This is a genomic window from Rhizobium lentis (assembly GCF_014200175.1).
In the GTDB taxonomy this organism is placed as follows: Bacteria; Pseudomonadota; Alphaproteobacteria; order Rhizobiales; family Rhizobiaceae; genus Rhizobium; species Rhizobium mulingense.
The window spans coordinates 76,977-103,613 of the sequence record NZ_JACHBD010000010.1 but is presented as its reverse complement, the minus strand read 5'-3'; the positions used below and the strand labels follow the sequence as shown (position 1 = coordinate 103,613).

The 26,637-nt window shown below is 62.1% G+C and carries 22 protein-coding genes and 1 tRNA gene; 10 read left to right on the top strand and 13 right to left on the bottom strand.

Going from position 1 to position 26,637, the window contains the following annotated elements; genetic code table 11:
- Window positions 1–34 precede the first annotated feature (34 nt).
- The 3 genes from glcF to GGI60_RS22395 all read right to left on the bottom strand — a co-directional run bounded on the left by glcF (window position 35) and on the right by GGI60_RS22395 (window position 4,117).
- On the bottom strand, window positions 35–1,342 hold the full coding sequence (glcF, locus tag GGI60_RS22405) for a glycolate oxidase subunit GlcF (RefSeq protein ID WP_183918634.1): 1,308 nt from the start codon (window positions 1,340–1,342) through the stop codon (window positions 35–37).
- A gap of 133 nt (window positions 1,343–1,475) precedes the next feature.
- Entirely contained in the window at window positions 1,476–2,681 is a 1,206-nt protein-coding gene (locus GGI60_RS22400) for an FAD-binding protein (RefSeq protein WP_183918633.1), read from the bottom strand.
- A complete protein-coding gene (locus GGI60_RS22395; protein WP_183918632.1) occupies window positions 2,678–4,117 on the bottom strand; it encodes an FAD-linked oxidase C-terminal domain-containing protein in 1,440 nt (479 codons plus the stop codon). Before GGI60_RS22395 ends, GGI60_RS22400 begins: the two co-directional genes overlap by 4 nt.
- A 149-nt stretch (window positions 4,118–4,266) precedes the next feature.
- Here GGI60_RS22395 and GGI60_RS22390 point away from each other — a divergent pair, with 149 nt between their 5' ends.
- The 6 genes from GGI60_RS22390 (at window position 4,267) to GGI60_RS22365 (ending at window position 10,910) form a co-directional block, all read left to right on the top strand.
- Window positions 4,267–5,166: a LysR family transcriptional regulator gene (locus tag GGI60_RS22390; protein WP_183918631.1), complete on the top strand. Its 900-nt coding sequence runs from the start codon at window positions 4,267–4,269 to the stop codon at window positions 5,164–5,166.
- 353 nt (window positions 5,167–5,519) lie between these two features.
- The gene (locus GGI60_RS22385) at window positions 5,520–6,029 is read left to right on the top strand and encodes an NUDIX hydrolase (RefSeq protein ID WP_183918630.1); all 510 of its coding nucleotides are present in this window, start codon (window positions 5,520–5,522) and stop codon (window positions 6,027–6,029) included.
- A gap of 62 nt (window positions 6,030–6,091) precedes the next feature.
- Window positions 6,092–7,591, top strand: a complete 1,500-nt coding sequence (locus GGI60_RS22380) for an inorganic phosphate transporter (protein WP_183918629.1) — start codon at window positions 6,092–6,094, stop codon at window positions 7,589–7,591.
- A gap of 19 nt (window positions 7,592–7,610) precedes the next feature.
- The gene (locus GGI60_RS22375; RefSeq protein WP_183918628.1) at window positions 7,611–8,348 is read left to right on the top strand and encodes a 16S rRNA (uracil(1498)-N(3))-methyltransferase; all 738 of its coding nucleotides are present in this window, start codon (window positions 7,611–7,613) and stop codon (window positions 8,346–8,348) included.
- Between the two features lie 147 nt (window positions 8,349–8,495).
- Window positions 8,496–9,869, top strand: a complete 1,374-nt coding sequence (locus tag GGI60_RS22370; protein ID WP_183918627.1) for a glutamate--cysteine ligase — start codon at window positions 8,496–8,498, stop codon at window positions 9,867–9,869.
- A gap of 150 nt (window positions 9,870–10,019) precedes the next feature.
- Complete coding sequence (locus GGI60_RS22365; protein ID WP_183918626.1) at window positions 10,020–10,910, top strand: DUF937 domain-containing protein; 891 nt, start codon at window positions 10,020–10,022, stop codon at window positions 10,908–10,910.
- 88 nt (window positions 10,911–10,998) lie between these two features.
- Here GGI60_RS22365 and GGI60_RS22360 read toward each other — a convergent pair whose 3' ends face one another.
- Window positions 10,999–11,298 (bottom strand): DUF1127 domain-containing protein, encoded by a 300-nt coding sequence (locus GGI60_RS22360; RefSeq protein WP_183918625.1) that lies wholly within the window; start codon window positions 11,296–11,298, stop codon window positions 10,999–11,001.
- Between the two features lie 202 nt (window positions 11,299–11,500).
- Between GGI60_RS22360 and GGI60_RS22355 the strand changes: the two genes are divergently transcribed.
- Complete coding sequence (locus GGI60_RS22355) at window positions 11,501–12,457, top strand: LysR substrate-binding domain-containing protein (RefSeq protein WP_210314533.1); 957 nt, start codon at window positions 11,501–11,503, stop codon at window positions 12,455–12,457.
- Between the two features lie 6 nt (window positions 12,458–12,463).
- On the opposite strand, the gene GGI60_RS22350 is transcribed toward GGI60_RS22355, so the two are convergent.
- From GGI60_RS22350 to GGI60_RS22330, 5 genes are all read right to left on the bottom strand, one after another.
- Window positions 12,464–13,105: a TetR family transcriptional regulator gene (locus GGI60_RS22350; protein ID WP_183918623.1), complete on the bottom strand. Its 642-nt coding sequence runs from the start codon at window positions 13,103–13,105 to the stop codon at window positions 12,464–12,466.
- Between the two features lie 312 nt (window positions 13,106–13,417).
- A complete protein-coding gene (locus GGI60_RS22345) occupies window positions 13,418–13,834 on the bottom strand; it encodes an MAPEG family protein (protein ID WP_183918622.1) in 417 nt (138 codons plus the stop codon).
- Between the two features lie 86 nt (window positions 13,835–13,920).
- On the bottom strand, window positions 13,921–14,475 hold the full coding sequence (locus tag GGI60_RS22340) for a hypothetical protein (protein WP_183918621.1): 555 nt from the start codon (window positions 14,473–14,475) through the stop codon (window positions 13,921–13,923).
- A 2-nt stretch (window positions 14,476–14,477) separates the two neighbouring features.
- Window positions 14,478–15,962, bottom strand: coding sequence for an IMP dehydrogenase (guaB, locus tag GGI60_RS22335; protein WP_096768730.1), 1,485 nt, complete (start codon window positions 15,960–15,962; stop codon window positions 14,478–14,480).
- A 210-nt stretch (window positions 15,963–16,172) separates the two neighbouring features.
- Window positions 16,173–17,165, bottom strand: coding sequence for an MBL fold metallo-hydrolase (locus GGI60_RS22330; protein WP_183918620.1), 993 nt, complete (start codon window positions 17,163–17,165; stop codon window positions 16,173–16,175).
- A gap of 239 nt (window positions 17,166–17,404) precedes the next feature.
- Here GGI60_RS22330 and GGI60_RS22325 point away from each other — a divergent pair, with 239 nt between their 5' ends.
- Window positions 17,405–18,829, top strand: a complete 1,425-nt coding sequence (locus tag GGI60_RS22325; RefSeq protein ID WP_183918619.1) for an MFS transporter — start codon at window positions 17,405–17,407, stop codon at window positions 18,827–18,829.
- A 5-nt stretch (window positions 18,830–18,834) separates the two neighbouring features.
- On the opposite strand, the gene GGI60_RS22320 is transcribed toward GGI60_RS22325, so the two are convergent.
- The 3 genes from GGI60_RS22320 to GGI60_RS22310 are packed head-to-tail and all read right to left on the bottom strand — an operon-like array spanning window position 18,835 to window position 21,532.
- Entirely contained in the window at window positions 18,835–19,218 is a 384-nt protein-coding gene (locus tag GGI60_RS22320) for a VOC family protein (protein WP_010048065.1), read from the bottom strand.
- Window positions 19,219–19,251: 33 nt separating this feature from the next.
- The gene (locus GGI60_RS22315) at window positions 19,252–19,971 is read right to left on the bottom strand and encodes an RlmE family RNA methyltransferase (protein WP_183918617.1); all 720 of its coding nucleotides are present in this window, start codon (window positions 19,969–19,971) and stop codon (window positions 19,252–19,254) included.
- Window positions 19,972–19,981: 10 nt separating this feature from the next.
- Window positions 19,982–21,532: a Ppx/GppA phosphatase family protein gene (locus GGI60_RS22310; protein ID WP_183918616.1), complete on the bottom strand. Its 1,551-nt coding sequence runs from the start codon at window positions 21,530–21,532 to the stop codon at window positions 19,982–19,984.
- Between the two features lie 244 nt (window positions 21,533–21,776).
- Here GGI60_RS22310 and GGI60_RS22305 point away from each other — a divergent pair.
- Both GGI60_RS22305 and GGI60_RS22300 read left to right on the top strand, forming a co-directional pair.
- Window positions 21,777–21,850, top strand: a tRNA-Gln gene (locus tag GGI60_RS22305).
- A 132-nt stretch (window positions 21,851–21,982) separates the two neighbouring features.
- Entirely contained in the window at window positions 21,983–24,100 is a 2,118-nt protein-coding gene (locus tag GGI60_RS22300; RefSeq protein ID WP_312862816.1) for an integrase, read from the top strand.
- A 21-nt stretch (window positions 24,101–24,121) separates the two neighbouring features.
- On the opposite strand, the gene GGI60_RS22295 is transcribed toward GGI60_RS22300, so the two are convergent.
- Window positions 24,122–26,452 (bottom strand): hypothetical protein, encoded by a 2,331-nt coding sequence (locus tag GGI60_RS22295; protein WP_183918615.1) that lies wholly within the window; start codon window positions 26,450–26,452, stop codon window positions 24,122–24,124.
- Window positions 26,453–26,637: the final 185 nt, after the last annotated feature.

The window sequence follows — 26,637 nt, the reverse complement described above, 5'->3', positions numbered from 1 at the left end:
CGAGAGCGGCCCGAATGGGCCGGCTGCATTCTCTTCAGCCTAATGGCAAACCTGTTAATTTTTCCGGCATAGCGCCGCCATAGGCCCAATCGAGAAGCTCGACCGTATGCAGGATCGGGATCGCGGTGCCGGTGGCGATCTGGGTGATGCAGCCGATATTGCCGGTGGCGATGATATCGGCCTTGGTCGCTTCGATATTCCTGACCTTGCGTGCCTTCAGCGTCGCCGAGATCTCCGGCTGCATGATGTTGTAAGTGCCGGCCGAGCCGCAGCAGAGATGACCTTCGGCCGGATCGCGCACCGTAAAGCCTGCCGCTTTCAGCAATGATTTCGGCGTAAGGGTGATCCGCTGGCCGTGCTGCATCGAACAGGCGGAATGATAGGCGACCGTAATGCCCCTCGGCATATGGGCTGGTAGTTCGAGGGTCGCCAGATATTCGGTAATGTCCTTGGCCAGCGCCGAGACCCTGGCCGCCTTTGCCGCATAGGCGGTGTCGAGACGCAGCATATGGCCGTAATCCTTGATCGTCGTGCCGCAGCCCGATGCGGTGATGATGATCGCATCGAGCCCCTGCGTCTCGATTTCCCGCGTCCAGACATCGACATTGGCCCGGGCGCTTTGAAGCGCCTGTTCGGCGCGGCCCATGTGGTGAACCAGCGAGCCGCAGCAAACCTCGCCTTCCGGCGCCACGACCTCGATACCGAGCCGCGTCAGGAGCCGGATCGCCGCCGCGTTGATGCCGGGATCAAGCACCGGCTGGGCGCAACCGGTCAGGATCGCCACCCGGCCGCGCCGCTCCGCCTCGGGCGGGTAGCTGCCGGGCCTTGCAAAGTCCGACGCGGCGGGCAGGCGCCGCGGCGCCAGCGCCAGCATTGCGGCAATGGGTTTGAGTGTACCGCGCATCAGGCCGGCGAAGGGGCGGCCAAGGCGGGCGAGATGGAGGGCCAGGCGGAAACGGCCAGGATAGGGCAGCACGGCCGCCAAGAGGCCACGCGTCAGCCGGTTCATCAACGGGCGCTTGTAGGTCTTTTCGATATGAGCGCGGGCGTGATCGACCAGATGCATATAGTCGACACCCGAGGGACAGGTGGTGACGCAGGCAAGGCAGGAGAGACAGCGGTCGATATGGGTCACGACCTCGGCATCGGCGGGCCGGCCGTTTTCCAGCATGTCCTTGATCAGATAGATACGGCCGCGCGGACTGTCGAGCTCGTTGCCGAGGGTCACATAGGTGGGACAGGTGGCGGTACAGAAGCCGCAATGGACGCATTTGCGCAGGATTTTTTCCGATTCGGCGACATCGGGGTCGAGAAGCTGGGTGGGGGTGAAGTTGGTTTGCATCTAGCTGGGCCTCCGCTTCGGGGCCGCTGTGCCTGGAGCACCCCCTTCTGTCCTGCCGGACCCGGGGTCGAGCCACAGGTCTCCACCCCGGGTCCTGCAGGAGAGAGGGGGGTGATCCGCGCGCAAAGCCATATTACCTCTCACCCATCTTCCCCGGATTGAAAATCCCCGCCGGATCGAACTTCTCCTTCACCCGCCGCGACAGCATTGCCACCGCCTCGGACTCCGGATGAAAGGCGGCGGTTGCCGCCCTCGCCGCAGCGGAGGCGCGGATCAGTGTGGCATGGCCGCCGCCCAGCAACTTGATGAAGCGGCGGACCAGTTCGGCCTCCGGGTCCGCCTCCATGCGCATCCAGACGAGGCCGCCTTGCCAGTCGTAAAATGCGTCGACACCGGCCTCAAGACGCAGCGCTGCGACCAGCTGATGTCCGGTGCCGGGAGCGACCGAGACGCGCCAGACGGGCCGCGCGGTTCCATCGGCATAGGGCAACACGTCGCGGATTTCGCGCCAGAGCCTACGGCTTTCCCCCTCATCCAGCCGCGTCACTGTTGCAAGAGCCGACATCGCCGCTACGAGCTTTTCGATGCGCGCATCGACCGATCCGGCTAAACCTTCAATGCGCAGAACCGTCGCTTCGCCCTCCGGCAGCTTGCCGGCGAGGAATTTCCACGTCACCGTCAAAGGCAGATGGGCCGCACCCGAGACTTCGACCGGCAGCGCCATCGCCGCCGCCATGGCACTGGCCGCTTCGGCATCGTTGAGGCCTGATAGAACCACCGTCCGTTCCGTCTTCGGGCGCGGCGGCACGCGGAAGGTGACTTCCGTCAGAAAACCCAGCGTGCCATGCGAACCGGCGATCAGCTTGACGAGATCAAGGCCGGTGACATTTTTCATCACCCGACCGCCGGCCTTGATGATCTCGCCGCTGCCGTTGACGAAGCGCACGCCGAGCAAACTGTCGCGGGCAGCGCCCGCAATGAGGCGGCGCGGGCCAGAGACATTGGCGGCAAAGACGCCGCCGATGGTCGGCTCGCCCGACCTGGCCATAATGGGGCGATGATCCATCGGCTCGAAGGCGAGCATCTGGCCATTTTCGGACAGCGCCGCCTCGACCTCGGCAAGCGGCGTACCCGAACGGGCTGTCATGACCATCTCGCCGGGATTGTAGGCGAGGATGCCGGAAAGCCTGGTCGATCGCAGCCGGTCTTCGGCTGCGACGGCATTGCCGAAACCAGATCTCGTATCGCCGCCGCAGATCGCGAGTAGCCGGTTCATCTCCCGATGTGCGCGGACGATCGCCGCCGCCTGCTCCTCGCTCGTCGGCATCAGATCGATCATGCGGCGGGGCGTCCTTCGAGCGGAAAGACCTTCGACGGGTTGAGCAGCCAGCCGGGGTCGAAGGCGGCGCGCACCGCCATCTGTTGGGCGAGATCGGCCTCCGAATATTGATGCCGCATCAGGTCACGCTTTTCGATGCCGACACCATGCTCGCCGGTGAGGCAGCCGCCGGCATCGACGCAGAGCTTGAGGATATCGTTGCCAGCGGCTTCGGCGCGGGCGGCATCCTGCGGATCATTGGCGTTGAAGAGGATCAGCGGATGCATGTTGCCGTCGCCGGCATGGAAGACGTTGGCGACACGCAAGCCGTAATGTTCGACGATCTCCGCAGTCTTCTTCAAGACGTACGACAGCTGGCTGAGCGGTACGGTGCCGTCCATGCAGATATAATCGGCGATGCGGCCGGTGGCGCCGAAAGCGGATTTGCGACCTTTCCAGATCAGCGCCGCTTCAGTGGCCGACTGACTTTCGCGCACGGTCCTAACGCCGTGGCGGCGAGCGATGTCGACCACGTCTTTCAGCATGGCGTCCATCTCCGCCTCCGATCCCTCGACCTCAACGATCAGCAGCGCGCCGACATCCAGGGGATAGCCGGCATGGGCGAAGGCCTCGCAGATCTCAATCGCCGGCCTATCCATGAATTCGATCGCAACGGGAATGATGCCGGCGGCAATGACATCGGCGACGCATGCGCCGGCCGCTTCCGAGCTCTCGAAGCCGAAGAGCACCGGGCGGGCGCCTTCCGGCTTGGCGATCAGTCGCACCGTCGCCTCGGTGACGATGCCGAGCTGACCTTCATGGCCGCAGACGAGGCCGAGCAGGTCGTAACCTGCCGCATCCAGCGCCTTGCCGCCGAGCTCGATCACCGTGCCGTCGACCAGCACCATCCTGACGCCGAGCAGATTGTTGGTGGTGACCCCGTATTTCAGACAGTGGGCGCCGCCGGAATTCATGCCGATATTGCCGCCGATGGTGCAGGCAAGCTGCGAGCTCGGATCAGGGGCGTAGAAAAACCCGTCGGCTGCGACGGAGTCTGAAATATTGAGATTGGTCACGCCCGCCTGCACCACGGCGACGCGGTTCGGCAGATCGATCTCGAGGATGCGGTTCATCTTCGACAGGCCGAGCACGACGGCATCCTCCTGCGGAATGGCGCCCCCCGAAAGCGAGGTGCCGGCGCCGCGCGGAACGACGGGAACCCCATAGCGGTGGCAATAACGCATGACGGCCGAAACCTCGGCCGTGGTGCGCGGCAGGGCGACGGCGAGCGGCAGGCGGCGATAGGAAACGAAGGCGTCGGTCTCGAAGGGCACCAGTTCGCGCGCCTCGTGGACCAGGCATTCTGGGGGCAGCAGATCGGTGAGATCGGCGACGATCTGAGAGCGCCGGGCCAGGACATCGGCTCGGGGCGCAAGAAACGGAATGGCGTCGGACATGGCCTTCTCCCTGGCCTCCCGGAAGATGACGACGGGAAGACGACGGCGAACGGGTGCCAGATCCTCCCTGCCGCCCGGCTTAGCACTTTCCCAATAGGGGCGCAAATGCTAAGCACTTATGCCAAAAGGGGAAAAGGTCACAAGAGCTTATGACCAATCTGGGTGATCTCGAAATCTTTGCCAAGGTCGTCTCGACGGGAAGCATGTCGCTCGCCGGGCGCATGCTCGGCTTCTCCCCTGCCGTCGTCTCCAAACGAATCAAGCGGCTGGAGGACCGGCTCGGCACGCGGCTTTTACAGCGCACGACGCGGCAGATTTCACTGACGGAGGCCGGCCAGGGCTTCTACGACCGCGTTCTCGGCATCCTCGCCGGACTGGAGGAGGCCGAATTTTACATTTCCGGCCGCTCGGCGCAGATGCACGGGACGCTGAAGATTTCGGCGCCGACCTCCTTTGGCCGCATGCATATCGCGCCGCATCTGAAAGCGTTCATGCACGCCCATCCGGACCTTGCGATCAACCTGGTGCTGGCCGACGAATTCAGCGACATCGTCGGCGGCGGCTTCGATCTGGCGATCCGTATCGCGGAACTCACCGATTCCAGCCTCGTCGCCCGGCGGCTGGCGTCGGTGCGCCGGCTGCTCTGCGCCTCGCCGGATTATCTCTCGGCGCATGGCGAGCCGCGGACTATCGACGATTTGAAAAACCATCGCTGCCTGCCGGCACACAATGGCGACACCTGGCGACTGAATGGGCCGGATGGCCCCCTCAGCCTGCGGCCGGACGGCATGCTGATCACCAATTCCAGCGAGGTGATCCGCGAAGCGGTGATTGCCGGCCTCGGGATCGCGCTGCGCTCGACCTGGGATATCGGCGATGAACTGAGGGCCGGCCGGCTCGTGCAGGTGCTGCCCGCCTATGAAGGTTCGCACAATGTCGCGCTGTCGGCCGTCTATCCCAGCCGGCAGTTTCTGCCGGCAAAGGTTCGGCTGTTCATCGATTATCTCACCGAACTGTATGGGCCGGTTCCCTATTGGGAACGATCATAGCACCTCACTTCAACGCGAAGGATCGAGACGGGCGGATGCACATTGGGACGATGTCGGCCATGTCACCGGCGTCAAGCGAGGCATGGTTATTCCAATCCTGAAATCCCGGTGGAACAAACGGCCCGGCCATTGATTTGGGGGCACAGCGGGATCATATTGTACACCTGTGCAAAGCGACGCATTCGAGACAGGACGTGACGGTTTTTTCGAGCCTGCCCCAGCTCGGCTTCCCTATGAAACAGGGAGAAATAAAACGCATTCGGATCGCGCCGCGAATTTTGGCTTGCGCAAGCTTTCCGTGATACAAGGTATATCAGCGATTCCTAACATCAACGATAAAGGTGACTCGACAATTGACCCTTCTCGCCCGACTGGCATCCGATGTGCAACTGATGTTCCGGCGCCCGCCGCGACAACAATATGGTGCGCTCTGCTATCGGGTGAGGAACGGTGATAAGCTCGAGGTGCTCCTGATGACGAGCCGCGATACCGGCCGCTGGGTCATTCCCAAGGGCTGGCCGATAAACGGTAAATGTGCGCACGAAGTCGCCGCACAGGAGGCCTTGGAAGAAGCTGGCGTCAAGGGTCCGGTCGAGACGGAAACGCTCGGCGCCTACACCTATCCCAAGATGCTCCGGGATGGGGTGCGAGTATCATGCAAGGTGCAGGTCTATCCGCTTGAAGTCACCGACATGGCGAAAAATTTCAAGGAAAAGGGTGAACGCACCATCGAATGGGTTTCATTCGACGAAGCAGCCGGACGCGTGCGCGAACCGGAGCTGCGCCACCTATTCCTCGCCTTCAAGCGAAAGCTGACCGACAGGCTTTCGGCCAATGCGGCAAAGCAAATTCCGGCGGAATGAATCCTGCCATCTTGCACTGCTAGAAAGGCAGCGTAGAAGCAGATTCATCCTTGGGAAAAAGAATGCCGCCACGCCCCGCCGTCCTCACGAAACGCACGCTCGACAAGGACCTCGACAAGATCACTCATGTCGAGGATGTGGCCAAGCATGTGGTCCGACGGCTGGTGGCGCCCGGGTTGGGGCTGATTTTCCTCGGCCTGACCATGCTCTTTGCCGGGGTCTATGTGTTCGATCGGCCGGGAGCCACGCTCGTCGTTGCGGCGGCAGCCCTTGCCAGCTACATGGCAATGAATATCGGCGCCAATGACGTGACCAACAATGTGGGCGCAGCCGTCGGCGCGCGCGCCATGACAATGGCCCAGGCACTCGCCATCGCCGCAATCTTCGAGGTTCTCGGCGCTACGATCGCCGGCGGCGAGGTCGTCAAGACGATTTCCTCGAATATCGTCGATACGGTCCAGGTGCCGCAGGCGATGCTCGGCTGGATCATGATGGCAGCGCTAATGGCGGCGGCCCTCTGGATCAACCTCGCAACCTGGATGAATGCGCCGGTTTCCACGACCCATGCAATTGTCGGGGCGGTCATCGGAGCGGGCATCTCGGCGGTCGGAGTGGAACCGGTTAACTGGCGGGTGATGCTGGAAATTACCTCGAGCTGGGTCACCTCACCGCTGATTGGCGGATTGATTGCCGCCGGCATGCTTTATCTCGTCAAAACCCTTATCATCTATCGTGACGACAAGATCGCCGCGGCACGACGCTGGGTGCCGGTGCTGGTCGCGGTGATGGCCGGCGGCTTCATGGCCTATATGGTGCTGCAGCTGTCGCCGCCCGGCCGGTTTCCGCCTTTCACCGTCTTCCTGATCGGCATCGGCATCGGACTGGTCAGCTGGCTTGCCGCCCGGCCGCTCGTTCTCGCCCAGGCGCGGGATCTCGAAAACCGCAACAGCTCGCTGCGGGTGCTGTTCCGGCTGCCATTGATCGGCTCGGCGGCGCTGCTTTCCTTCGCGCATGGCGCAAACGACGTTTCGAACGCCGTCGGGCCGCTTTCGGCAATCGTCCATTCGGTCGGCATCGGCGGCGTCGACGGCGTCGGGCATCCGCCGCTCTGGGTGATGCTGATCGGGGCCTTCGGCATCTCCGTCGGCCTGCTGCTGTTCGGGCCACGCCTCATTCGCTTGGTCGGCGAGGAGATCACCAAGCTCAATCCGATGCGGGCTTATTGCGTCGCATTGTCGACCGCGTTCACCGTCATCGTCGCCTCCTGGCTCGGCCTGCCGGTCAGCACCACGCATATCGCCGTCGGCGCCGTCTTCGGCGTCGGCTTCTTCCGCGAATGGTATACGCGCCATTCAAAGCGCCGCATCACCTATATCAGGCGCAAGGCCGAGAGCTTCGATATCGACGAGCCGGAGGAGCCGAACATCCATGAGCAGCGCCGGCGTTATCTCGTGCGCCGCTCGCATTTCATGACGATCGTCGCCGCCTGGATCGTTACAGTGCCAGTCTCGGCAGCGCTTGCGGCCGTGATTTATTGGGCTATGTTCGCGCTCTTCGTCTGAACCCACGAGTATATTTCGAATGCGCGCCAATTTTCGCATGCAACGGCTTTTCGTCGACGCGCCGCTTTCTGCCGGCGCCGTCGTGGAGGCGAGCGCAGAGCAGTTCAACTATCTCGCCAATGTGCTGAGGATGGAGACTGATGCAGAGATTCTGCTCTTCAACGGCCGTGACGGCGAGTGGAAAGCCAGCCTCACCTTCCCCACGCGCAAACGCATCCTGCTGACGGCAATCGAAGAGACGCGGCTACAGCCCTCCCCCTGCGATCTGCATTATCTCTTTGCGCCGCTCAAGGTCGGCCGCATGGATTATCTTGTGCAGAAGGCGGTGGAGATGGGCGCCGGCCTGCTACAGCCGGTCATGACCCAGCACGTCCAGGGCAAGATCACCAATCTCGACAAACTGCGCGCCAATGTCGTCCAGGCGGCCGAGCAATGCGGCGTTCTCGGCATTCCCGAGGTGGCCGAACCCGTGAAGCTCTCCGACCTGCTCGACCGCTGGCCGAAGGAGCGCCGCATCATCTATTGCGACGAGGGCGAGGCCGGGCAGAACCCGCTGCCGGTGCTGTCGGCGATCCGGGAAAAGCATCTCGCGCTGCTTGTCGGACCGGAAGGCGGCTTTTCGGAAGAGGAACGCGCGCGGCTTCGAAGTCTCGATTTCGTCACCGCCATTCCGCTCGGACCGCGCATCCTGCGGGCCGATACGGCGGCGGTTGCGGCGCTCGCCGTGGTCCAGGCGGCGATCGGCGACTGGAACTGACCCCGGAAACGGGTGGACACGGAAATCGCTGCTATTTTTTTGATGCGTCGTTGAAAGAATTTCACTTGCAACAGACGTGGCTTGGGTCCTAATCAGCCTTCCAACTGCCCGGCCCCCTGGGCGCCTTTTCGAATACAGGTACCCCGCATGGCCCGCGACACCACCGACCAGACACCGCTCTCATCGGTCCAGGATCTGACCGATTACATCGCCGCGGGCAACAAGCCGCGGGAGCGCTTCCGGATCGGCACCGAACACGAGAAATTCGCCTTCTTCCGCGCAGACAACAGCCCGGTTCCCTATTTCGGCGATGCCAGCATTTCGGCCCTGCTCACCGGCCTGCAGGAAAAGAGCGGCTGGGAGCCGATCATGGACGGCGGCAACATTATCGGCCTGGCCGAACACAGCGGCATGGGCGCCATCTCGATCGAGCCCGGCGGTCAGTTCGAACTCTCCGGCGCGCCGCTGGAGACGCTTCACGAAACCTGCAGGGAATCGAACCAGCACCTGGCGACGCTGCGCGAAATCGCCGAACCGATGGGCATCCGCTTCCTCGGCATCGGCGGCAGCCCGAAATGGACCTATGCGCAAACGCCGCAAATGCCGAAATCGCGCTACGAGATCATGACCCGCTACATGCCGAAAGTCGGCAGCAAGGGTCTCGACATGATGTACCGCACCTGCACGATCCAGGTGAATCTCGACTTCTCCTCGGAAGCCGACATGCGCCAGAAGATGCGCGTTTCGATGAAGCTGCAATCCTTGGCGACCGCGCTCTTTGCATCCTCGCCCTTCACCGAGGGCAAGCCGAACGGACTGCTCTCCTGGCGCGGTGATATCTGGCGCGACGTCGACAACCGGCGCTCGGGCCTGCTCGATTTCACCTTCCGCGACGATTTCGGTTTCCGCGACTACGCCGAATGGGCGCTCGACGTGCCGATGTATTTCATCGTCCGCGACGGCCGTTATCACGATTGCACCCATGTCACCTTCCGCCAGTTCATGAACGGCGCGCTGAAGGGCGAGGTCGCCGATCCGGCGCCGACGATGGGCGACTGGACAAACCATCTTTCGACGCTCTTCCCCGACGTGCGGCTGAAGCGTTTCCTCGAAATGCGCGGCGCCGACGGCGGCCCGTGGCGGCGCATCTGTGCATTGCCGGCCTTCTGGGTCGGCTTGCTCTATGATGATGCGGCCCTCCAGGCTGCCGACGAGCTCACCAGGAATTGGAGCTTTGCCGAAGTCGCTGCCCTGCGCGACGCCGTCCCCGCCGAAGGGCTGAAGGCTGAGTTTCGCGGGCATGCATTGATTGACGTGGCCCGCGAGGTGGTCGCCATATCGAGGACCGGCCTCAAGACGCGCGGAAAGCTCAACCGCGAAGGCCAGGACGAAAGCATCTTCCTGGCGCCGCTCGACGAGGTGCTCGCCAAGAAGGCGACGCTCGCCGAGGATCTGCTGTCGCTCTATCACGGCCGCTGGAACGGCTCCGTCGAACCGGTCTTCGAGGACTATCAGTACTGAGCCTGCCCGGGATTTTGCCGGGTTCGGAAGGGCGCCGCGCGCGTTTGCCGGAACGGCTTTAAGTTCTTATGGCAAAAAGCCGTTTGCACATTACCTTTTCCAGATATAGTGGCGTTACACACGCGTCACGACTCGGGGAAAGGGACCTCCATGCTGCCACTCTTCGACATGATGATGCAGGCGCAGAACGGTGCGGCGATGGAAGCGATCGCGCGGCAGTTCAACCTGGCGCAGGAACAGGCGACCAAGGCGATGGCGGCGCTGATGCCGGCCTTCTCCGCCGGCCTCAAGCGCAGCACCAGCAACCCTTACGATTTCGTCGGGCTGATGCAGGCCGTCGCCTCCGGCAATTACGCGCGCTATTTCGAGGATATGAGCCGGGCCTTCACGCCGGAGGGCATTTCGGACGGCAACAATATCCTCGCCCAGCTCTTCGGCTCCAAAGAGGTTTCGCGGGCGGTCGCCGCCCAGGCGGCGCAGCTGACCGGGATCGGCCAGGATATCTACAAGCAGATGCTGCCCGTTTTGGCCGATACGCTGATGGGCGGGCTCTTCAAGCAGACAACCGGCCAAATGGCCTCGCCGGTTAACCCGTTCGTCAACACGGCAATGGGCGAGACCATTCAGAAATGGCTCGAGAGCACCGGCTTTGCGCCGAAGCCGAAGGCGGCCCCGGAACCCAGCATCTTCGACAATCCCTTCACGCAGGCGATGCAGCTGATGTTCTCGATGCCGAAACAAGAACCGGCGCCTCAGCCGAACCCCTTCCTCGACAATCCCTTCGCCAAGGCCTTTCAGGAAATGATGACCGGGCTCGGCCAGCAGCAGCCAGCCAAACAACCGCCGGCCAAACAACCGGGCAAACAACCGGCGGCCAAGACGGCGGAGGCGCCGAAGGAAGAGGCGAACAATGCCGAGAGCTATAGCGACATGCTGAACGCCATGTTCGACAGCGGGCTTGAGGTGCAGAAGAGCTACCAGAGAAACCTGGAAGCGATTTTCGAAACCTACCGGCCGAAGCCCCCCGAAACCAAGGCATAAAAAAACCCGGCGATGGCTTGGGAAAAGCCGATCACCGGGTCAAGCGGCAGGGCTATTGGCTATCACCCTGCGGGGAAACTCGACACTCCTACTCCTCGTGAGGGCGGAAAAGCTGCAGGCGCCAGCGATTGCGCGCCGAGCGCGTCAGATGTTCCGACGGATCCTCGAAAAAGGTCGAGGCCAGGAAGGCAGAAGTCAGGTCGGCCCTGGTGAGGCCGATATCCCTCAGCTGACTGTCGTTCAGATCACGCAGCCCGTTGACCTCCATTCGATTGCGAAACCCGCGAAAGATGGAGACCAGCGGAGCGAGGCCTGCCACCAGACGCTGGAAAAGCGTCGGGGTCAGCTTGCTGCAGTCGAGTTCTAGTGTTCGGTCTGTCGTGTGCATCGAACTCTCCTTTCTCGGGCACGCAACAACCCACCCCCTCCGCGAGGTCGTGCGAGAGGGGATAAGGCTGAATTCTGCTTGGGCAGGCAGGGTGTCTGCCCTTCACTTTGCTTGATTTGCACCCCGAAGATGCCAAAGACCTATTGATCAGTCCAACGAATGTTTCTAATGATTATCATCAGCTATCTTTATGGGTGATACCATGTCCGCGCCTCTTGATCTCGACCAATTGCAGACTTTCATCGCCATCGTCGATTCCGGCAGCTTCACCAAGGCGGCCGACAAGGTCTACAAGACTCAATCGGCCGTCTCCATGCAGATGCGCCGCCTCGAGGAGCGCATCGGCAAGCAGCTCTTCATCAAGGACGGCCGCGGCAACCGGCTGACGGTCGAGGGCGAGAAGCTGCTCAATTACGCCCGGCGCATCATCCGCCTCAACAATGAGGCGATCGCCGCCTTCGACGACAACAGGCTGGAGGGAACGCTGCGCATCGGTACGCCCGACGACTACGCCGACCGCTATATGCCTGAGATCATCGGCCGCTTCGCCAAGACGCACCCGAATGTTGAGCTCTATATTGTCTGCGAGCCTTCGGTGGATCTTGCCGAGCGCATGCACAAAGGCGAGCTCGATATCGCGCTCGTCACCCACAATCCGCGCGAGCGCATGTCCGACGTGGTGCGAACCGAACCGCTCTGCTGGGTCGGCTCGGCCAACCATCCGATCCGCGACGACGCGCCAGTGCCGCTTGCCGTCGGCCGCCGCGACTGCCAGTGGCGCCAGCTCGCCTGCTCGGCGCTCGATGCCGTGGGACGCGAGCACCAGATCCTGTTCACCAGCTGGTCCTGCACCGTCGTCGCCGCGGCCGTGCTTGCCGGCATGGCCGTCTCGGTGATGCCGGAATCGGCGCTGCGGACGGGCATGAAGGTGCTGAGCCAGGCAGACGGCTTTCCGGCGCTGCCGCCGGTGCAAATCGGCATCATGAAGCGGCCGGGCGTTTCGATCTCGCTGATGAACGCGATCACCGCGCATATCACGGCCTGCCTCGACAACATCACGCCTGCTGTCATTGACGACGGTTTGGATGCGGACGTCAAATCCGCGCAGGCGCGCCTTTATCCGCGGCTGAAGTCCGCCAATATGGTGCCTGGCTGGTAGAGGCTCTCAGACGGCGCGCGGCGCGGCCTCGGTAAAAAGGGAGGCGCGGATGACGCGTTTCCACTCACCGAGCATGCGCCGCGCTATAGTCTCTTCGCTGATGGCGGCAAGCCGGATGACGGCGCCGATCAGATGGCTGAAAAGGTAAGTGCGGGCGAACATTTCCTCGTCGCAAAGATCGGGAGCCAGCCTGCGCACGGCGTCATGAAAAATGCCGGCGACACGGCCGCTATGCTCTATATTCAGCCGCAGCAGATCCTGATCGGTCTCCGTCCCCATCCAGACGCCGAGATAGACGGGATCGTCATGGTAGGAATCGTAATACCAATCGATGATATCGCAGACGAGATCGAGCGCCTGGTCGAGCGACTGCACGTCGGAGAACATCGCCGCCGTCTTCGTCTGGACCGCCGAAGCGTGCTGATCGAACAGGGCTTTGACGATCGCCGCTTTCTCCGGGAAATATTGGTAAACCGAGCCGATCGGCACTTTGGCAGCGATCGCGAGCTCGGTCATCCGCATGGCGCTGACGCCCTTCTCGGCGATGATCTTGGCAGCGGCGGCGAGAATAAGATCCAGCCTCTGAATGCTGCGCTCCTGCTTCGGCTTCCTTCGCAAGCCGATGCGATCCATGCTTTCCGCGCCCATGTCGTTCCCGTTTTTATTGTTCGCAGCCGAGGCTCTCTGCCACCAGCGCGTCGAGCGGATATGACATGCAGGTCTTCATGAGGCGTAAACGGAAAGGCTCGCATTTTAACGACCTGCAAACCCGTATCAAAATCGGGAGTTCACCTGTTCCCACCGGTTGCGTCGGGCGAGAGAATCCTTGAAATAGTTGCGAAATTCTCTTCGACGGGAATAGGCTGCTGGCGCTACCCTTCGTTGCGAGGGAATGGCCGTCCAGAAGTTTTAGAGCTTCACAGACAGCCTCGCCTTAACCCCATGCTGCTGGGCGACGCGTTATCCCATTACCATCCACGTGGCGAGCCAGACCCACATGGCGGCGAGCGTGAGGTAACCGGCGGCGAAGAGCGGGCTGCGGTAGCGCAAATCATTGCTGCTGACATGCACGGCGGCATGAGCGTAGCGCAGGGCGACGAAGAGCCAGGCGAGGCCGACGGCCGCTAGATTGTCGGCCTCGGTGACATAGAGAAGAATACAGCAGGCATAGAACAGCACAGGCAGTTCGAACTGGTTGGCGAGGCAGTTCTTGACAGCGAGGCTTTCGGCCGGCTCGTCACGATTTTCGCGATAATCCGATTTCGCGATCCTGCCGGCGCGGACCATTTTCGCGCGCCGCTGTCCAAGAAGCGCATAAAGACCATAGACCAGGGCCACATGGGCAAGCAGTGGCCAGAAGATTTGATAGCCGGTCATATTGCTCCCTCAAGTCCTTTCCGTTCCGCACTCGTTGCCAGGAGTAGACGAAAGGGGAGCAGGATACCAGCGGCTGAGAACGCGTCTCAATCTCGGCGTGGCGACAGCCAGCGGACGATGGCAAGCCGGGCGAGGAGGATGAAGCAAATGGCGAGGCTTGCGAATTTCAGCCGTGTCATCCACGGCAGCAGATGCGCCGCCAGACTCGCGGACCCTCCATCGCCGAAGGCGATCAGACTTGAGATATTCTCGCCGTAGTCGGCGATGCCGTAGAGGAACGGCAGCAGGTAGACGGTGCGGCCGACGAGCGGATGCATCGATCGTCCGAACCAGGCGCCGACAGGACCGAGCTTGAGGAATGAGAGGAACAAAAGCGCCGTCAGCAATGCCGGAAAGATCAGCTCCGGCCCGAAATACATGGCGCTGAGCAGCCTTGCCGCCGTCTCGTTGTCATCGAGCAGCGTCTGCATATGAAAGACGGCGGACTCGTCGTAACCGGCGAAATAGGTGTCGAGCACCGCCTGGTCGGTTTCATGCTTGAACGGAACGACGAAGCCGAGGGTTGTCCAGGCGAGCACGGCCAGGCAGAGAGCGGCGAGCAGCGCGATGATCCAGAGCGGAATCCCGCTGCCCGCCTTCATGATCAGAGACCGGCGCCCGGATAGTTCGGGCTTTCCCGGGTGATCGTCACGTCATGCGCATGGCTTTCGCGAAGACCGGCGCCGGAGATGCGCACGAAGGTGGCCCGCTCCTGGAAGTCCTTCAGATCCTTGCCGCCGACATAGCCCATGGCCGCCTTCAAACCGCCGGCGAGCTGGTGGACGACGGCCGAGACCGGTCCCTTATAGGGAACCTGGCCCTCGATGCCCTCAGGCACGAGCTTCAGCGTGTCGCGCACTTCCGCCTGGAAATAACGGTCGGCCGAGCCGCGGGCCATGGCGCCGACGGAGCCCATGCCGCGATAGGCCTTGAAGGAGCGGCCCTGGTAGAGATAGACCTCGCCCGGGCTCTCATCGGTGCCGGCGAGCAGCGAGCCGATCATGACGGCGGAAGCGCCGGCGGCGATCGCCTTGGCCAGGTCGCCGGAAAATTTGATGCCGCCATCGGCGATGACGGGCACATCCTGATCCTGGGCGGCCTGAACGGCCGACATGATGGCGGCGAGCTGCGGAACGCCGACGCCGGCGACGATACGCGTGGTGCAGATCGAGCCCGGGCCGATACCGACCTTGACGGCATCGGCGCCCGCATCGATCAGCGCTCTGGTGCCGTCATAGGTGGCGACGTTGCCGGCCATGATGCGCACCGAATTGGAGAGCTTCTTGACCCGGGTGACGGCATCCAGCACGCGCTGCGAATGGCCATGGGCGGTATCGACGACCAAGAGGTCGACGCCGGCCTCGATCAGCCGCTCGGCCCGCTCGAAACCGTCATCGCCGACGCTGATGGCGGCGGCGGCGCGAAGCCTGCCTTGGGCATCCTTGGAGGCGTTCGGGTTCAGCTGCGACTTCTCGATATCCTTGACGGTGATGAGGCCGACGCAGCGGCCTTCGGTATCGACGACCAGCAGCTTTTCGATGCGATGCGAGTGAAGCAGGCGCTTGGCTTCCTGCTGATCGACGTTCTCCTTGACGGTGACCAGATTGTCCTTGGTCATCAGCTCGTGGATCTTCTGCTCCGGATCGGAGGCGAAGCGAACATCACGGTTGGTCAGGATGCCGACCAGACGGCCGGACTTCTCGACGACCGGGATGCCGGAGATGCCGTGCGACTTCATCAGGCCGAGCGCTTCGGCAAGCTTCGCGTCCGGACCGATGGTGACGGGATTGACGACCATGCCGCTTTCGAACTTCTTCACCTGGCGGACCTCTTCGGCCTGCTCGACCGGCGTCAGGTTGCGGTGAATGACGCCGAGGCCGCCGGCCTGGGCCATGGCGATCGCCAGCCGGCTTTCGGTGACGGTATCCATGGCCGAAGAGAGGATCGGGATGTTGAGATCGAAGTCGCGGGCGATGCGGGTCGCGATGTTCGTCTGGCCGGGCATAACCTCGGAATGGCCGGGCTGCAGCAGCACGTCGTCGAAGGTAAGCGCGTCCGCGCCGGTTGCCGTTTCAATGATGCGAGCCATGGCCAAATTCCTTCATTTAATAAGAATGCAATCCTGCCCGGAAACGAATCGTCCGCCCCGGCGGTGTGCATGAGTTGCTTGGAAGTTGGCGAGGGCTGGTAACACGTCTATGACAGGAAGGAAATAGCAAAAAACCCGGCGTGCCCGCCGGGCTCGTCATGGGTGCCATGCACGAAGAGCAATTCCGGGAAAAACGCAACCGCTTGGCGATCAGATATCGAACTGATAGGTCTTCGGCACGAAGCGGTAGCCGCCGTCCTGCCTTTCGGCGAAACCGACCGCCGGGAACGGCATGTGATAGCCGAGGAAGGCGATCTTGTCGGCCGCGATCATGTCGAAAACCTTGCGGCGGGCGGCGGCCGCCTGCGCCTTGTCCATATCGAAGCGCACCTCCCAATCCGGCCGCAGCAGCGACAGGATGTAGTGATTGGCCGTATCGCCGGTCAGTACCAGGCGTTTGCCCTCGGATTCGACGTGGAACACCATGTGCCCCGGGCTGTGACCGGCAGCCAGCATCGCGGTCATGCCAGGCGCGACGCTGGCGCCATCCCTGATGAAGGTGGCTTTTTCGATGAGCGGCGTCACATTGGTGAGCACGGCCTTGTGGCCGCCCTCGGCCGGTGTGCCCTCGCGCGCGGTGTTCGACCAGAAATCATATTCGGCCTCACCGATGACATAGCGGGCATTCTTGAAGGCGGGCGCGCCTTCTTCCATCAGCCCGCCGATGTGATCGCCGTGCAGATGGGTCAGAACCACCAGGGTCACGTCCTCGGGCGAATATCCCGCCACTTTCAGGCCCTCGGCGAGCTTTCCGAGCCCGCGGGCGCGGCCGCCCGCGCCAAAGCCGGTGTCTACGAGAATGAGGTCGGAACCGGTGTCGATGAGAACAGGCGCATAGCCGTTCAGGAGCTTGTCGGCCGGCAGGAAGTTGGCGGTCAGCAACGCCTGGACGGTTTCGGGATCCTGATTGGTGCCGTAGGTCTCATAAGGTTTTTCGGAGATATTGATACCGTCCCTGACGACGGTGAACTTATAGGAACCGAGCTTGAACTGATTGATTTCAGGTAAAGGCGCTATATCCATACGTCTGCTTGCTCCAGTGGCGGCCGCTTCGGCCTGGTCTCTCAAAATTGCCGGCGCCGCCAGCAGGCCGAGGCTTGCGGCAAAAAGCGTGCGTCGTGTCATTCGCGTTGAAATCGCCATATATCCATCCCCCATGATGCGTGCTTTGTCGCTGCTCGGCCGATGACACCTGCCGGGTTTCTGGCCCGGCAGCCTAAACATATGTCAATCTTGATAGCGAACCTTGTCCGACAAGCCGTCTCACGCAGACGTGAAGCAAAGAACGCATCGAACCGGATTTGAGCATTGGCAGCTTCCGGAACTCGGATTAAACAGCACGGGCCTTCCAGCTCTATCCGCGCCCATCAAGGCTCCCGCCTATGAACCGCATCGTCCCGCTGATCCTCGCCGTCGCTCTCTTCATGGAACAGATGGACTCCACCGTGATCTCGACGGCGCTGCCGGCGATCGCCCTAGACCTCCATGTCGGGCCGATCACGCTGAAACTGGCGCTGACCTCCTACATGGTGGCGCTTGCGGTGTTCATTCCGGTCAGCGGCTGGATGGCCGACAGGTTCGGCGCCAAGAAAATCTTTCGCCTCGCCATATCGGTCTTCGTCATCGGCTCGATCTTCTGCGCCATCTCCTCCAACCTCGTCGAATTCGTCTTTGCCCGCTTCCTGCAGGGCATGGGCGGCGCGATGATGACGCCGGTCGGCCGTCTCGTGCTGGTGCGCACGACACAGCGAAGCGATCTGGTCTCGGCCATGGCACTGCTCACCATCCCGGCGCTTGTCGGCCCGCTCACCGGCCCGCCGCTCGGCGGCTTCATCACCACCTATTTCAGCTGGCACTGGATCTTCCTGATCAACGTGCCGGTCGGCATCATCGGCATTTGGCTCGCGACGATCTTCCTGCCGGAGGTGAAGGCGACAGCCCCGCCGAAGCTCGATTTCACCGGTTTCGTGCTGACCTCGCTTTCGGCCGCGGGCGTCGTCTTCGGCCTGTCGGTGGTCAGTCTGCCGGCCCTGCCGCCGATCATCGGCGTCGCCGCCACCGGCATCGGCGTCCTGTGCGGCTTCCTCTATATCAGCCATGCGAAGCGCCACCCGGCGCCAATCCTGAACCTCGGCCTGTTCAAGAACCCGACATTCCGGGTTTCGACCACGGGGGGCAACCTGTTTCGCATCTGCGTCGGCGCCATGCCGTTCCTGACACCGCTGATGCTGCAGCTCGGCTTCGGTCTGACGCCGTTCCAATCCGGCCTTATCACCTTTGCCGGCGCGATCGGCGCGATCACCACCAAGTTCATGGCAAAGCGCGTCTTCGCAGCCATAGGCTTCCGCACGACGCTGCTCGGCGCCGCCATGGTGACGACTGTCGTGACCGTCATTACCGGCCTGTTTACACCAGCAACGCCGCATCTCGTCATCATCGGCGTGCTGCTGCTCGGCGGCTTCTCCCGCTCCTTCATGTTCACCGGCGTCAATGCGCTGGCCTTTGCCGATATCGACGATGCGCAGGCGAGCCAGGCGACCTCGATGAGCTCGGTGATGCAGCAGATCAGCCTGGCGCTCGGCGTCGCGGTCGCGGCCGCGATCCTGGAAAGCTCGATATATATCAGGGGCGAGGCGCTGCAGGTGGCCGATTTCCACCTTGCCTTCTACATCATCGCCGGACTGACGGTGATTGCGACCATTCCCTTCATCAGGATGGACCGCAACGCCGGCGCGCTCGTATCCGGCCACCGCTCGAGGCGCGTAGCCGCATCGACGATCGAGGCCGAGCAGCAGGCCGTGAAATAAGCTTTCTATTCAGGGCTCTCGCAGACGGCAGAGAGCTTGTTGCCGTCGAGATCGCGAACATAGGCGGCATAAAAATGGGCATGGTAGGAGCGCAGACCCGGCCCGCCTTCATCGGCGGCGCCCGCCGCGATAGCCGCCGCATGGAAGGCATCGACGGCCGCCCGCGTTTGGGCTGAGAACGCGACCATGGCGCCATTGCCTGATGTCGCCCGGCGGCGATTGAAGGGGGTCACCACCCAGAAACGGCAGCGCGTATCGCTTTCGGCGGAATAGCCGATCTCCTCCTGCGAATAATGCTGGCGGCGATAGCCGAGTACCGGCAGAACGGCATCATAAAAATGCGCTGCGCGATCGAGGTCGTTGGTTCCGAGCGTGACGTAAAGAAGCATGGGGCGTCATCATCTGCCGGGATCTGCCCGAGATCAAGCCTGCTCTTCCTCAGCTTCCGCCTTGCGGCCTTTGAAGCCCTTGGCGAGCAGGAACATCTCGACCGATTCGGCGCGCGACGAGTTCGGCTTGACGTGGACGACCTGCCGGAAATTCTGCTTCAACATGGCGAGCAGATCACGCTCGGTGCCGCCCTGGAAGGTCTTGGTGAGGAAATGTCCGCCCTCGCCCAGCACCTCGATGGCAAAGTGGGCCGCCACTTCGCACAGATGCATGGTGCGCAGGTGGTCGGTGCGGTGATGGCCGGTGGTCGGCGCCGCCATATCGGAGATGACGAGATCGGGCGTGCCGCCGACGGCCTCCATCAGCTTTTCCGGCGCGCTCGGATCAAGGAAATCGAGCTGCAGGATCTTGACGCCGGGAAGCTGGGTCATTTCGAGGAAATCGATCGCGGCCACACGGACATCCTCATCGGTCGAACCGGTGACCTTGGCGGCGATCTGCGACCAGCTGCCGGGAGCCGCACCCAGATCGATGATCCGCTTGGCGCCGCGCAGGATGTGGTATTTTTCGTCGATCTCGAGCAGCTTGAAGGCGGCGCGGGCGCGATAGCCTTCGAGCTGGGCGCGCTGGACATAGGGATCGTTGATGTGGCGCTGCAGCCACTGGCGAGACGAGGCCTTCATCTTCTTGTTCTTGACGCGCTGGCCGAGCTTGCGGCCGGTGCGATTTCCCGCGATCGGTGCCTTGGTCATGCCCTTCCCCTCATTTCACGCGCTGGCCGCGGCGGTTGCGATTGCGCCGCCACACGCCGTCATCGGCCATCATGTCGGTGAGCAGGCCTTCCCTCAAGCCGCGATCGGCAACGCGCATGCGCGGGCTCGGCCAGCGGCGGCGGATCGCCTCGAGAATGGCGCAGCCTGCGAGAACCAGATCGGCCCGGTCCGGCCCGATGCAGGGATTGGCGGCACGGCTGTCGAAATCCCAGGAGAGAAGCTTTGCCTGCATGGCGGAGACCTCATCATCCGACAGCCAGATGCCATCCACCTTGCGCCGGTCATAGCGCGGCAGGTCGAGATGCACGCCGGCAAGCGTCGTCACCGTGCCGGACGTACCGATCAGGTGGAAATCGCCGGTCTGGGCGATTTCGATCTCGGGGCAATCGAAGCGCCCGAGCATGCCTTCGACCTCGCGCACCATGCCTTCGAATAGCTCCGGCGTGACATCACGTCCGCCGTGACGCTCCGACAGCGTTACGACGCCGACCGGCAGCGACGTCCAATGGGTGATGTGATTGGCAAGCCGGCTGAAGCGATTGTCGCCGATGCGGATGACGGCGATCTCCGACGAACCGCCGCCGATATCGAAGAGCACGACGGAGCGTGTCTCGCGCCCGACGAGCGAAGAGCATCCGGAGACGGCAAGCCGCGCCTCGGTCTCCCGATCGATGATTTCGAGCTCGAGGCCGGTTTCGGCAACGACACGACCGAGGAATTCCTCGCCATTGACCGCCTGGCGGCAGGCTTCGGTGGCAATCAGCCGCATGCGGCGGATCTCCCGGTTCCTGAGCTTGGAGGCGCAGACCCTCAGCGCCTCGATTGCCCTTTCCATCGCCTCGTCGGACAGACGGCCGCTCGCCGCAAGGCCTTCGCCGAGGCGGACGATGCGGGAAAAGGCGTCGACGACGCGGAACTGGCCCGGACGGGTCGGCTGAGCAATGAGCAGACGGCAATTGTTGGTGCCGAGATCGAGAGCGGCATAGAGCTCTTCCGGCCAGGCATGCTCGGGCGCCAGGCGATCCCCCGGGTGCGCGTGGTTCTCCGGGCGGCCCTTGCGGCCGGCGCCGTTCTGCATCTCGCGCGGGAGGGCGGCGCGCGCCGTCTCCTCAGCACGGTTTTCCTGCGGCTGGATATGGGAAGGCTTTGCCGATGTCAGCGGCCGGCCCTGCAGGCCGCGCTTGCCGCGATGCTTGCGGCGGTTGCGCCGGCTCGACGGCGAATCACCGCCGTCCCGGGCGGCATTGGCTGCGACGCCCGTTTGTTCCATCGGCTGGGGTTGAAGCGAGCCCTCCTGCGAAGCGCCATGGCCGCCGCGACGGCGCCGCTTTCGCTTGCGGGCCGGATGTCCGGCGGCATCTTCCATTGGGCGCGCTGGCTGCCCGGCATTGCCGGAGAGCTCATGCGAAGCGGGATGAGCGGCGCTGCGGGTTTGCCCGCCGCGCTTGCCCTTGCGACGCCTGGACTTCTTGCCGTCCTTGCGCCCTGCCGCCGACGCCCCGTCAAATTGCGGCTTAACGCCGCCTTCGGGGTCTTCCACGTTGCTTTTCCACCGCGCCGCGCAACTCCCTGAGGTATGCAGCAGGCGCTCATTCGATTTTTGCGTTGCCGCAAGAATATCAGCGCCCGCCAAAATCACCAAATTCTTTTTTGGCAGAGGGATTTGCGGAATAGTTTCAGCCCTGGCTGAGAAGGCCGATTTTTTTCAAAACAGGTATTTGCAATCGGCGGGCTTTTGTTTATAAGCGCCGCACACCAGCCGAACCGCCTACCGGTTCGCCTGCTGGGGAATAGTTCAATGGTAGAACAGCGGACTCTGACTCCGTCGATCTTGGTTCGAATCCAGGTTCCCCAGCCAATTCTCCCTAAAACCCTCTAAATCCTTGATTTTCCAGTCGTGCCGGATATCGTTTTGGCATCATTGGCGACCTGATGCCCAGAACTGGTGCCCACAGGTGATGCCCACGCGAAGTAAGCGGCAACATCACAGGTGGCAGGCAAGGGCAAACTCCTCATGGCAGTCCGCCACGACGTCGAGAATCTCACCCGCCGCGGCAATATCTTCTATTGGCGTTCGCGCATCCCAAGCGCCTTCGGGCAGTGCCGACCAGGCAGCCGGCTTTCACTGAGCCTTCACTGTTCTGATCATAAGAAAGCGCAGGCGATCGGCCGCAAGCTCAACATGCTGGTCGCCGAACTGAAGTTGAAGCAGAAGGAACCCATGTCCAAGGCGCAGCTCCAAAAGCTTTGCGAACACGAACGAGACATGATGCTCATGCATCTGGAAGATGTCTCGATCGTGGCGCGGCGCTATGGCCGTCCCGCAGACATCACAGAGCTGGAAATGGATGTCGAAAATGGATGGGCCTATCGACTGCTCGGCATGTTCGGCATCACCCATCACCTGACGCTTAAGGACGATTGCCGCGGCTTAGCCTACCTCAGGCAAAACGGGGTTCCCGCCTCCCATATCTTCGCGATCGGCTCCAATTATTTCGAACTGCTTCACGAGGCCAACACGCGCGGCTTCAAGGCAGGCATTCGAAGATTGATGCACCTCTTCGAAATCAGTCCAAACCCGGTCAACGAGGAAAAGGCCATGAAGGCCTATTTCAGTGGGCGGGCGGAAGCTCTCTTCGACGTCGCGGAACGTCATCCCCTCGCTGATCGTGACCTGAGCGAACTCACGGGCGGTTCGGCTTCGACACCACAGCCTGCGTTTATGGAGGTCGTCGCACCCTTGAAAACGACGCCGCCATTATTGGAGATCGCAGTTCCCGCTGATGATGTTGTCGAGCCCTCTGCGCTCGAAGTGCCGCCGGTTACGATGCTCGATCTCACTCCCTCGCCGCGGGCGGCCGCCATCAATGAGCCGGTTGAGGAAAGGACGCGGCCCGTCATTCATCTCGTGGATTTCGAAGCTGAGTGCGAGCAGCTCGTCAAGAACATGAAGGATGCCTGGGACGACAGTACCGCACGTGACGCACGCGCAGCGGTTCGCATGTTCAAGGGCGTACTCGAAGAACACGGTGTTGAACACACCGGCCAGATTACCCAGTACCATATCGGCAAGCTTCGTAAGCACTTCAACGAGATCCCCCTCCGTTGGGGACAGAGCGCCAGAATGAGGGCGATGTCGGCATCTGAGCTTCGAGCTGAGGGCGAGAGACTGCGCGAGCAGGCCGAAACGAAGGGCGAGGATGCCGCCGTGGGCTTAAGCGCCGCTACCATTCGAAAGCATATCGGGAATGTGAACCATTTCCTGAAACATGTTCGCGGCCACGGGTTTGACGTCGAGGATTGGACCTTCGAAGGCTTGAGGCCGAAAAAGCCGAAGCTTGGCAGCATTCGCAGGCAACAGCACAAGCCGACGCCCGACGAAATCAAACCGATTTTCTCAAGCCCGATCTATACGGGCTCGCTGAACCACGATCGAGGCCGTAAAAAGCCGGGACCGCATGTCTTTCATGACGCGGCTTACTTCTTGCCGATCATGTTCTCCTACCTCGGAGCCCGGCGGCGCGAATTCGCTGGTCTTGCATTGGACGACATCGCTGAAGATGATGGCGGCCTCGTGCTGATCCTGCGGACAAACAAATTCCGGCGGCTGAAGACCGAGCAATCAGAGCGGCTGTTGCCACTTCCGGAAGAGCTGGTTCGCTTGGGCTTCATGGACTATTGCGCTGCGCTCCAGAACCTGGGGTACGAGGCCGTGTTCCCTGACCTCTTCTCCGACAAGACCTTGAACGATCCGGGCGACCGCTTCTACGACGTCTTCCTCCCGATCATGAAGCAGTCCCTCGGAGAGAAGATGTGGGATCGCGCTTTCCACGCGCTACGCCACGGCATGGCAGATACCCTCCTTCAGGCAGGCGTCCCACCCTTGGTCATCGACGACATTTCGGGACGGCTGAGCCAGGGGGGCGAGACCAGCCTTCGCTACACCAACCCCGCTGGTCTGCCGTTGATGCGCGATGCTCTCAGCAAGTATCCGATCATCACCGCCGGCATCGAACCTAAGCCGACCAAACTGCTGCCATGGATCGAACAACGGCTGCCGCCACCATGGGCGCGCGAGGCAAAGAATGAAGCGAGACGCCGGAAATAATTTCCGACGTCTCCGTCTGCATTAGGCGGCTTCCCAGACCTGGTTGAGGATGCGCGCGGCCAGTGCGGCCTTGTCCTGGGGCAAGAAGCGCCCGTAGTGCTTGGCCACCATGTCAGCGGTGTCCTGGATCGCATAGCTCGCCTGCTCGTAGGAGCCGGTCTGCTTCAGGATGTGGGTCGCCAGCACGTCGCGGACATTGTGCGGACCGTGCGGCAAAAGCCCCTTGATTGCGCCTCGTCCGGTATAGGGGTTGTAGATCCCGTAGCGCTGGATGGTGAGACGCCATGCCTCGTAGAAGCTGGTCGTATCGTAAGCCGCATCAGTACTCGTCGTCTTGACAGTCTTGACGAAGAACGTGCCGGGATCCGCGGCCGACCGTAACAGCACCGAGCGGTGCCGGTCGACATAGGCGTCGATGTACTTGTAGAGATCCAGGAGGTCCGGAAGCACGAGCCGAAACGGCTTGTCGCCAAAGAAGGACGAGTGTGCGTTCTTGAAGGCGACCGCAGGAATGAAGACCTCCCAGCCGCCTTCCCGATCACTCCACCGGATTTCGCCGCGCTTCATCTTTTCCAGCGCGCGTTCCGAGCGCGGCATCGAGCCTTTAGGATTGAGCATCAGTTGCCTGAGGTTCTTCTGGCGAAGCCCAAGATGCAATCCCAACCTCAACATCAGAAATGATCGCACCGCTTCGGCAGCCGGCCGAGGATAACGATGCTCATCCGGCATCAGGCGAATGATCTCCTCGGTGATCTTGCGATACTCTCCAACGGGGCTCGCCGCCTCGAGGACCGGCATGATCGACTCGAACGGATCGCGATGGACGCGAGCGATCCGCTGGATTTCTTTGACGCGGTGGGCAGCGTGCTTGTGGAAGTCGTCGCAGGCACCGTGCCAGTCCGCATTCGCATAGTCGATCTCGTTTTGCGAGACGAGGCCGGCAATCGGTTGAACGCGCGCCAGAAGCTCCGGATGCTGTCGAAGCCATCCGGTCCCCTCCTTGGTGATCGCCAAGGCGATCCGCAACATGTCGACTTCCCACGCGGTAAAAAAGCCGCGGCGAGTCTCCCGCCACTGCAGATACCAATCCCAGACGCCGGGGAAAATGAGGAGCCCGAACGTCAACTGTCGGACCGGCACCCCGTAGCCCTTCACCTCTCCATCTCTCGCTGCTGCAAGGGCACCGAACATCAGCCCGAGATGCTCAATCTTCTGCGAGGCGGTTTCCTCGCCCCATACCCCGTTCCGCTGAAAACCGACCGACGTCAGAGCCGACGTCTTGAAGCGCACCAGGTCTGCCATCTCCATCGCGAGTGCCGGGGGAGCCTCGATGACGCCTGACAACAGGTCGGGATCCTCGACCCATGTCGCTTCGTAGTTCGCAGGCACGACGATCTTTCCATCGCGTGGCGCTCGACCACCATAGGAGACGCCGGGGAAACGGATGGCGTAGCGTTGCTTGGCGGCGACCGCCTGATATTTCCTGTAGTCGGTCGTGCCGCTGATGATGACCCTCCGCACCCAGTCGACGATCTCTGCCCTCTTTTGGAAGGACAGCGTGTTGAAATCCTCAGGCAAATGCCAGGCGATGCGACGCCGCTCGGCAGGCTCTATGCCGGACAGTTCAAACCCTGACGCCGATCGTGAGGGGTGTGGAAGCTTGGCTTTGAAATAACCGGCCGGGAGCCGGTACCGCCGCTCGATCCGCGACAAGATCTCAAAGCTCTCGGTGGTGCGCGGAATCCTCCGACCTTCGATCCAGCTTAAAAGCGTGTTCTTGTCCGTGGTGTCATCCGGACCAATGATGCCGCGATAGAGTGTCCAGTAAGTTTCGCCATGGCGCCGAAGATGAAGCTGCAAAGCTTCCGAAAAGTCCGCCGGATCCTCCCAGACTTCGAACAGGGCTCCTGGAAGTTCGAGATTTGCGCGTGTGCTCGCTGCGGGAGCCGACCGCGCCGCAGTCGGATGCTTTGTCATCCGCGAGGCAGGCCGGGGCACAGCAGGCGCCGCCTTCGTCCTCGGCGTCGTCTGTGTTCGCTGGACTTCGGAGGTCGCGGCGGTGGCTGAAGGGCGAGCGTCTCGGATCCACCGAGCAATTGCGTCGAAGGCCGGATCGATCTGGCGTGCATTGTTCGCGAGGAGCTTGGCGTCCACGCCGCAGGCTGCCGCGACAACGTCCCAGTCCGTCTTGCCGCTAGTTCTTGGCGCCGATTTTCGCACCTGAATGAGCGTGTGCATATACCACTTCAGCCGGGGAAGTTCGTCGTCCTCGAAAAGCGGCGTCAGTCGCAGTTGGCAGAAGGCATCGATCTTGCGTTGAAAAGCTTTGGCAGAAAATTGGCTCATTTCCATTCACGTAGCTGTTGTTGGTCGTCCCCCGCAGAAGCGGGGCAAGCGAGCTATGGGAATGGAGTTAACCTTCGGTAACCAAAGATTTCCGGAGGCGGAAAGCGTCATAAATGCGATTCAGTTGCAAACGGCGTTTAACGAAGTAACGGGGGGACGAAGTCCCCGAATGAGAACGCCGTTTGCAAAGA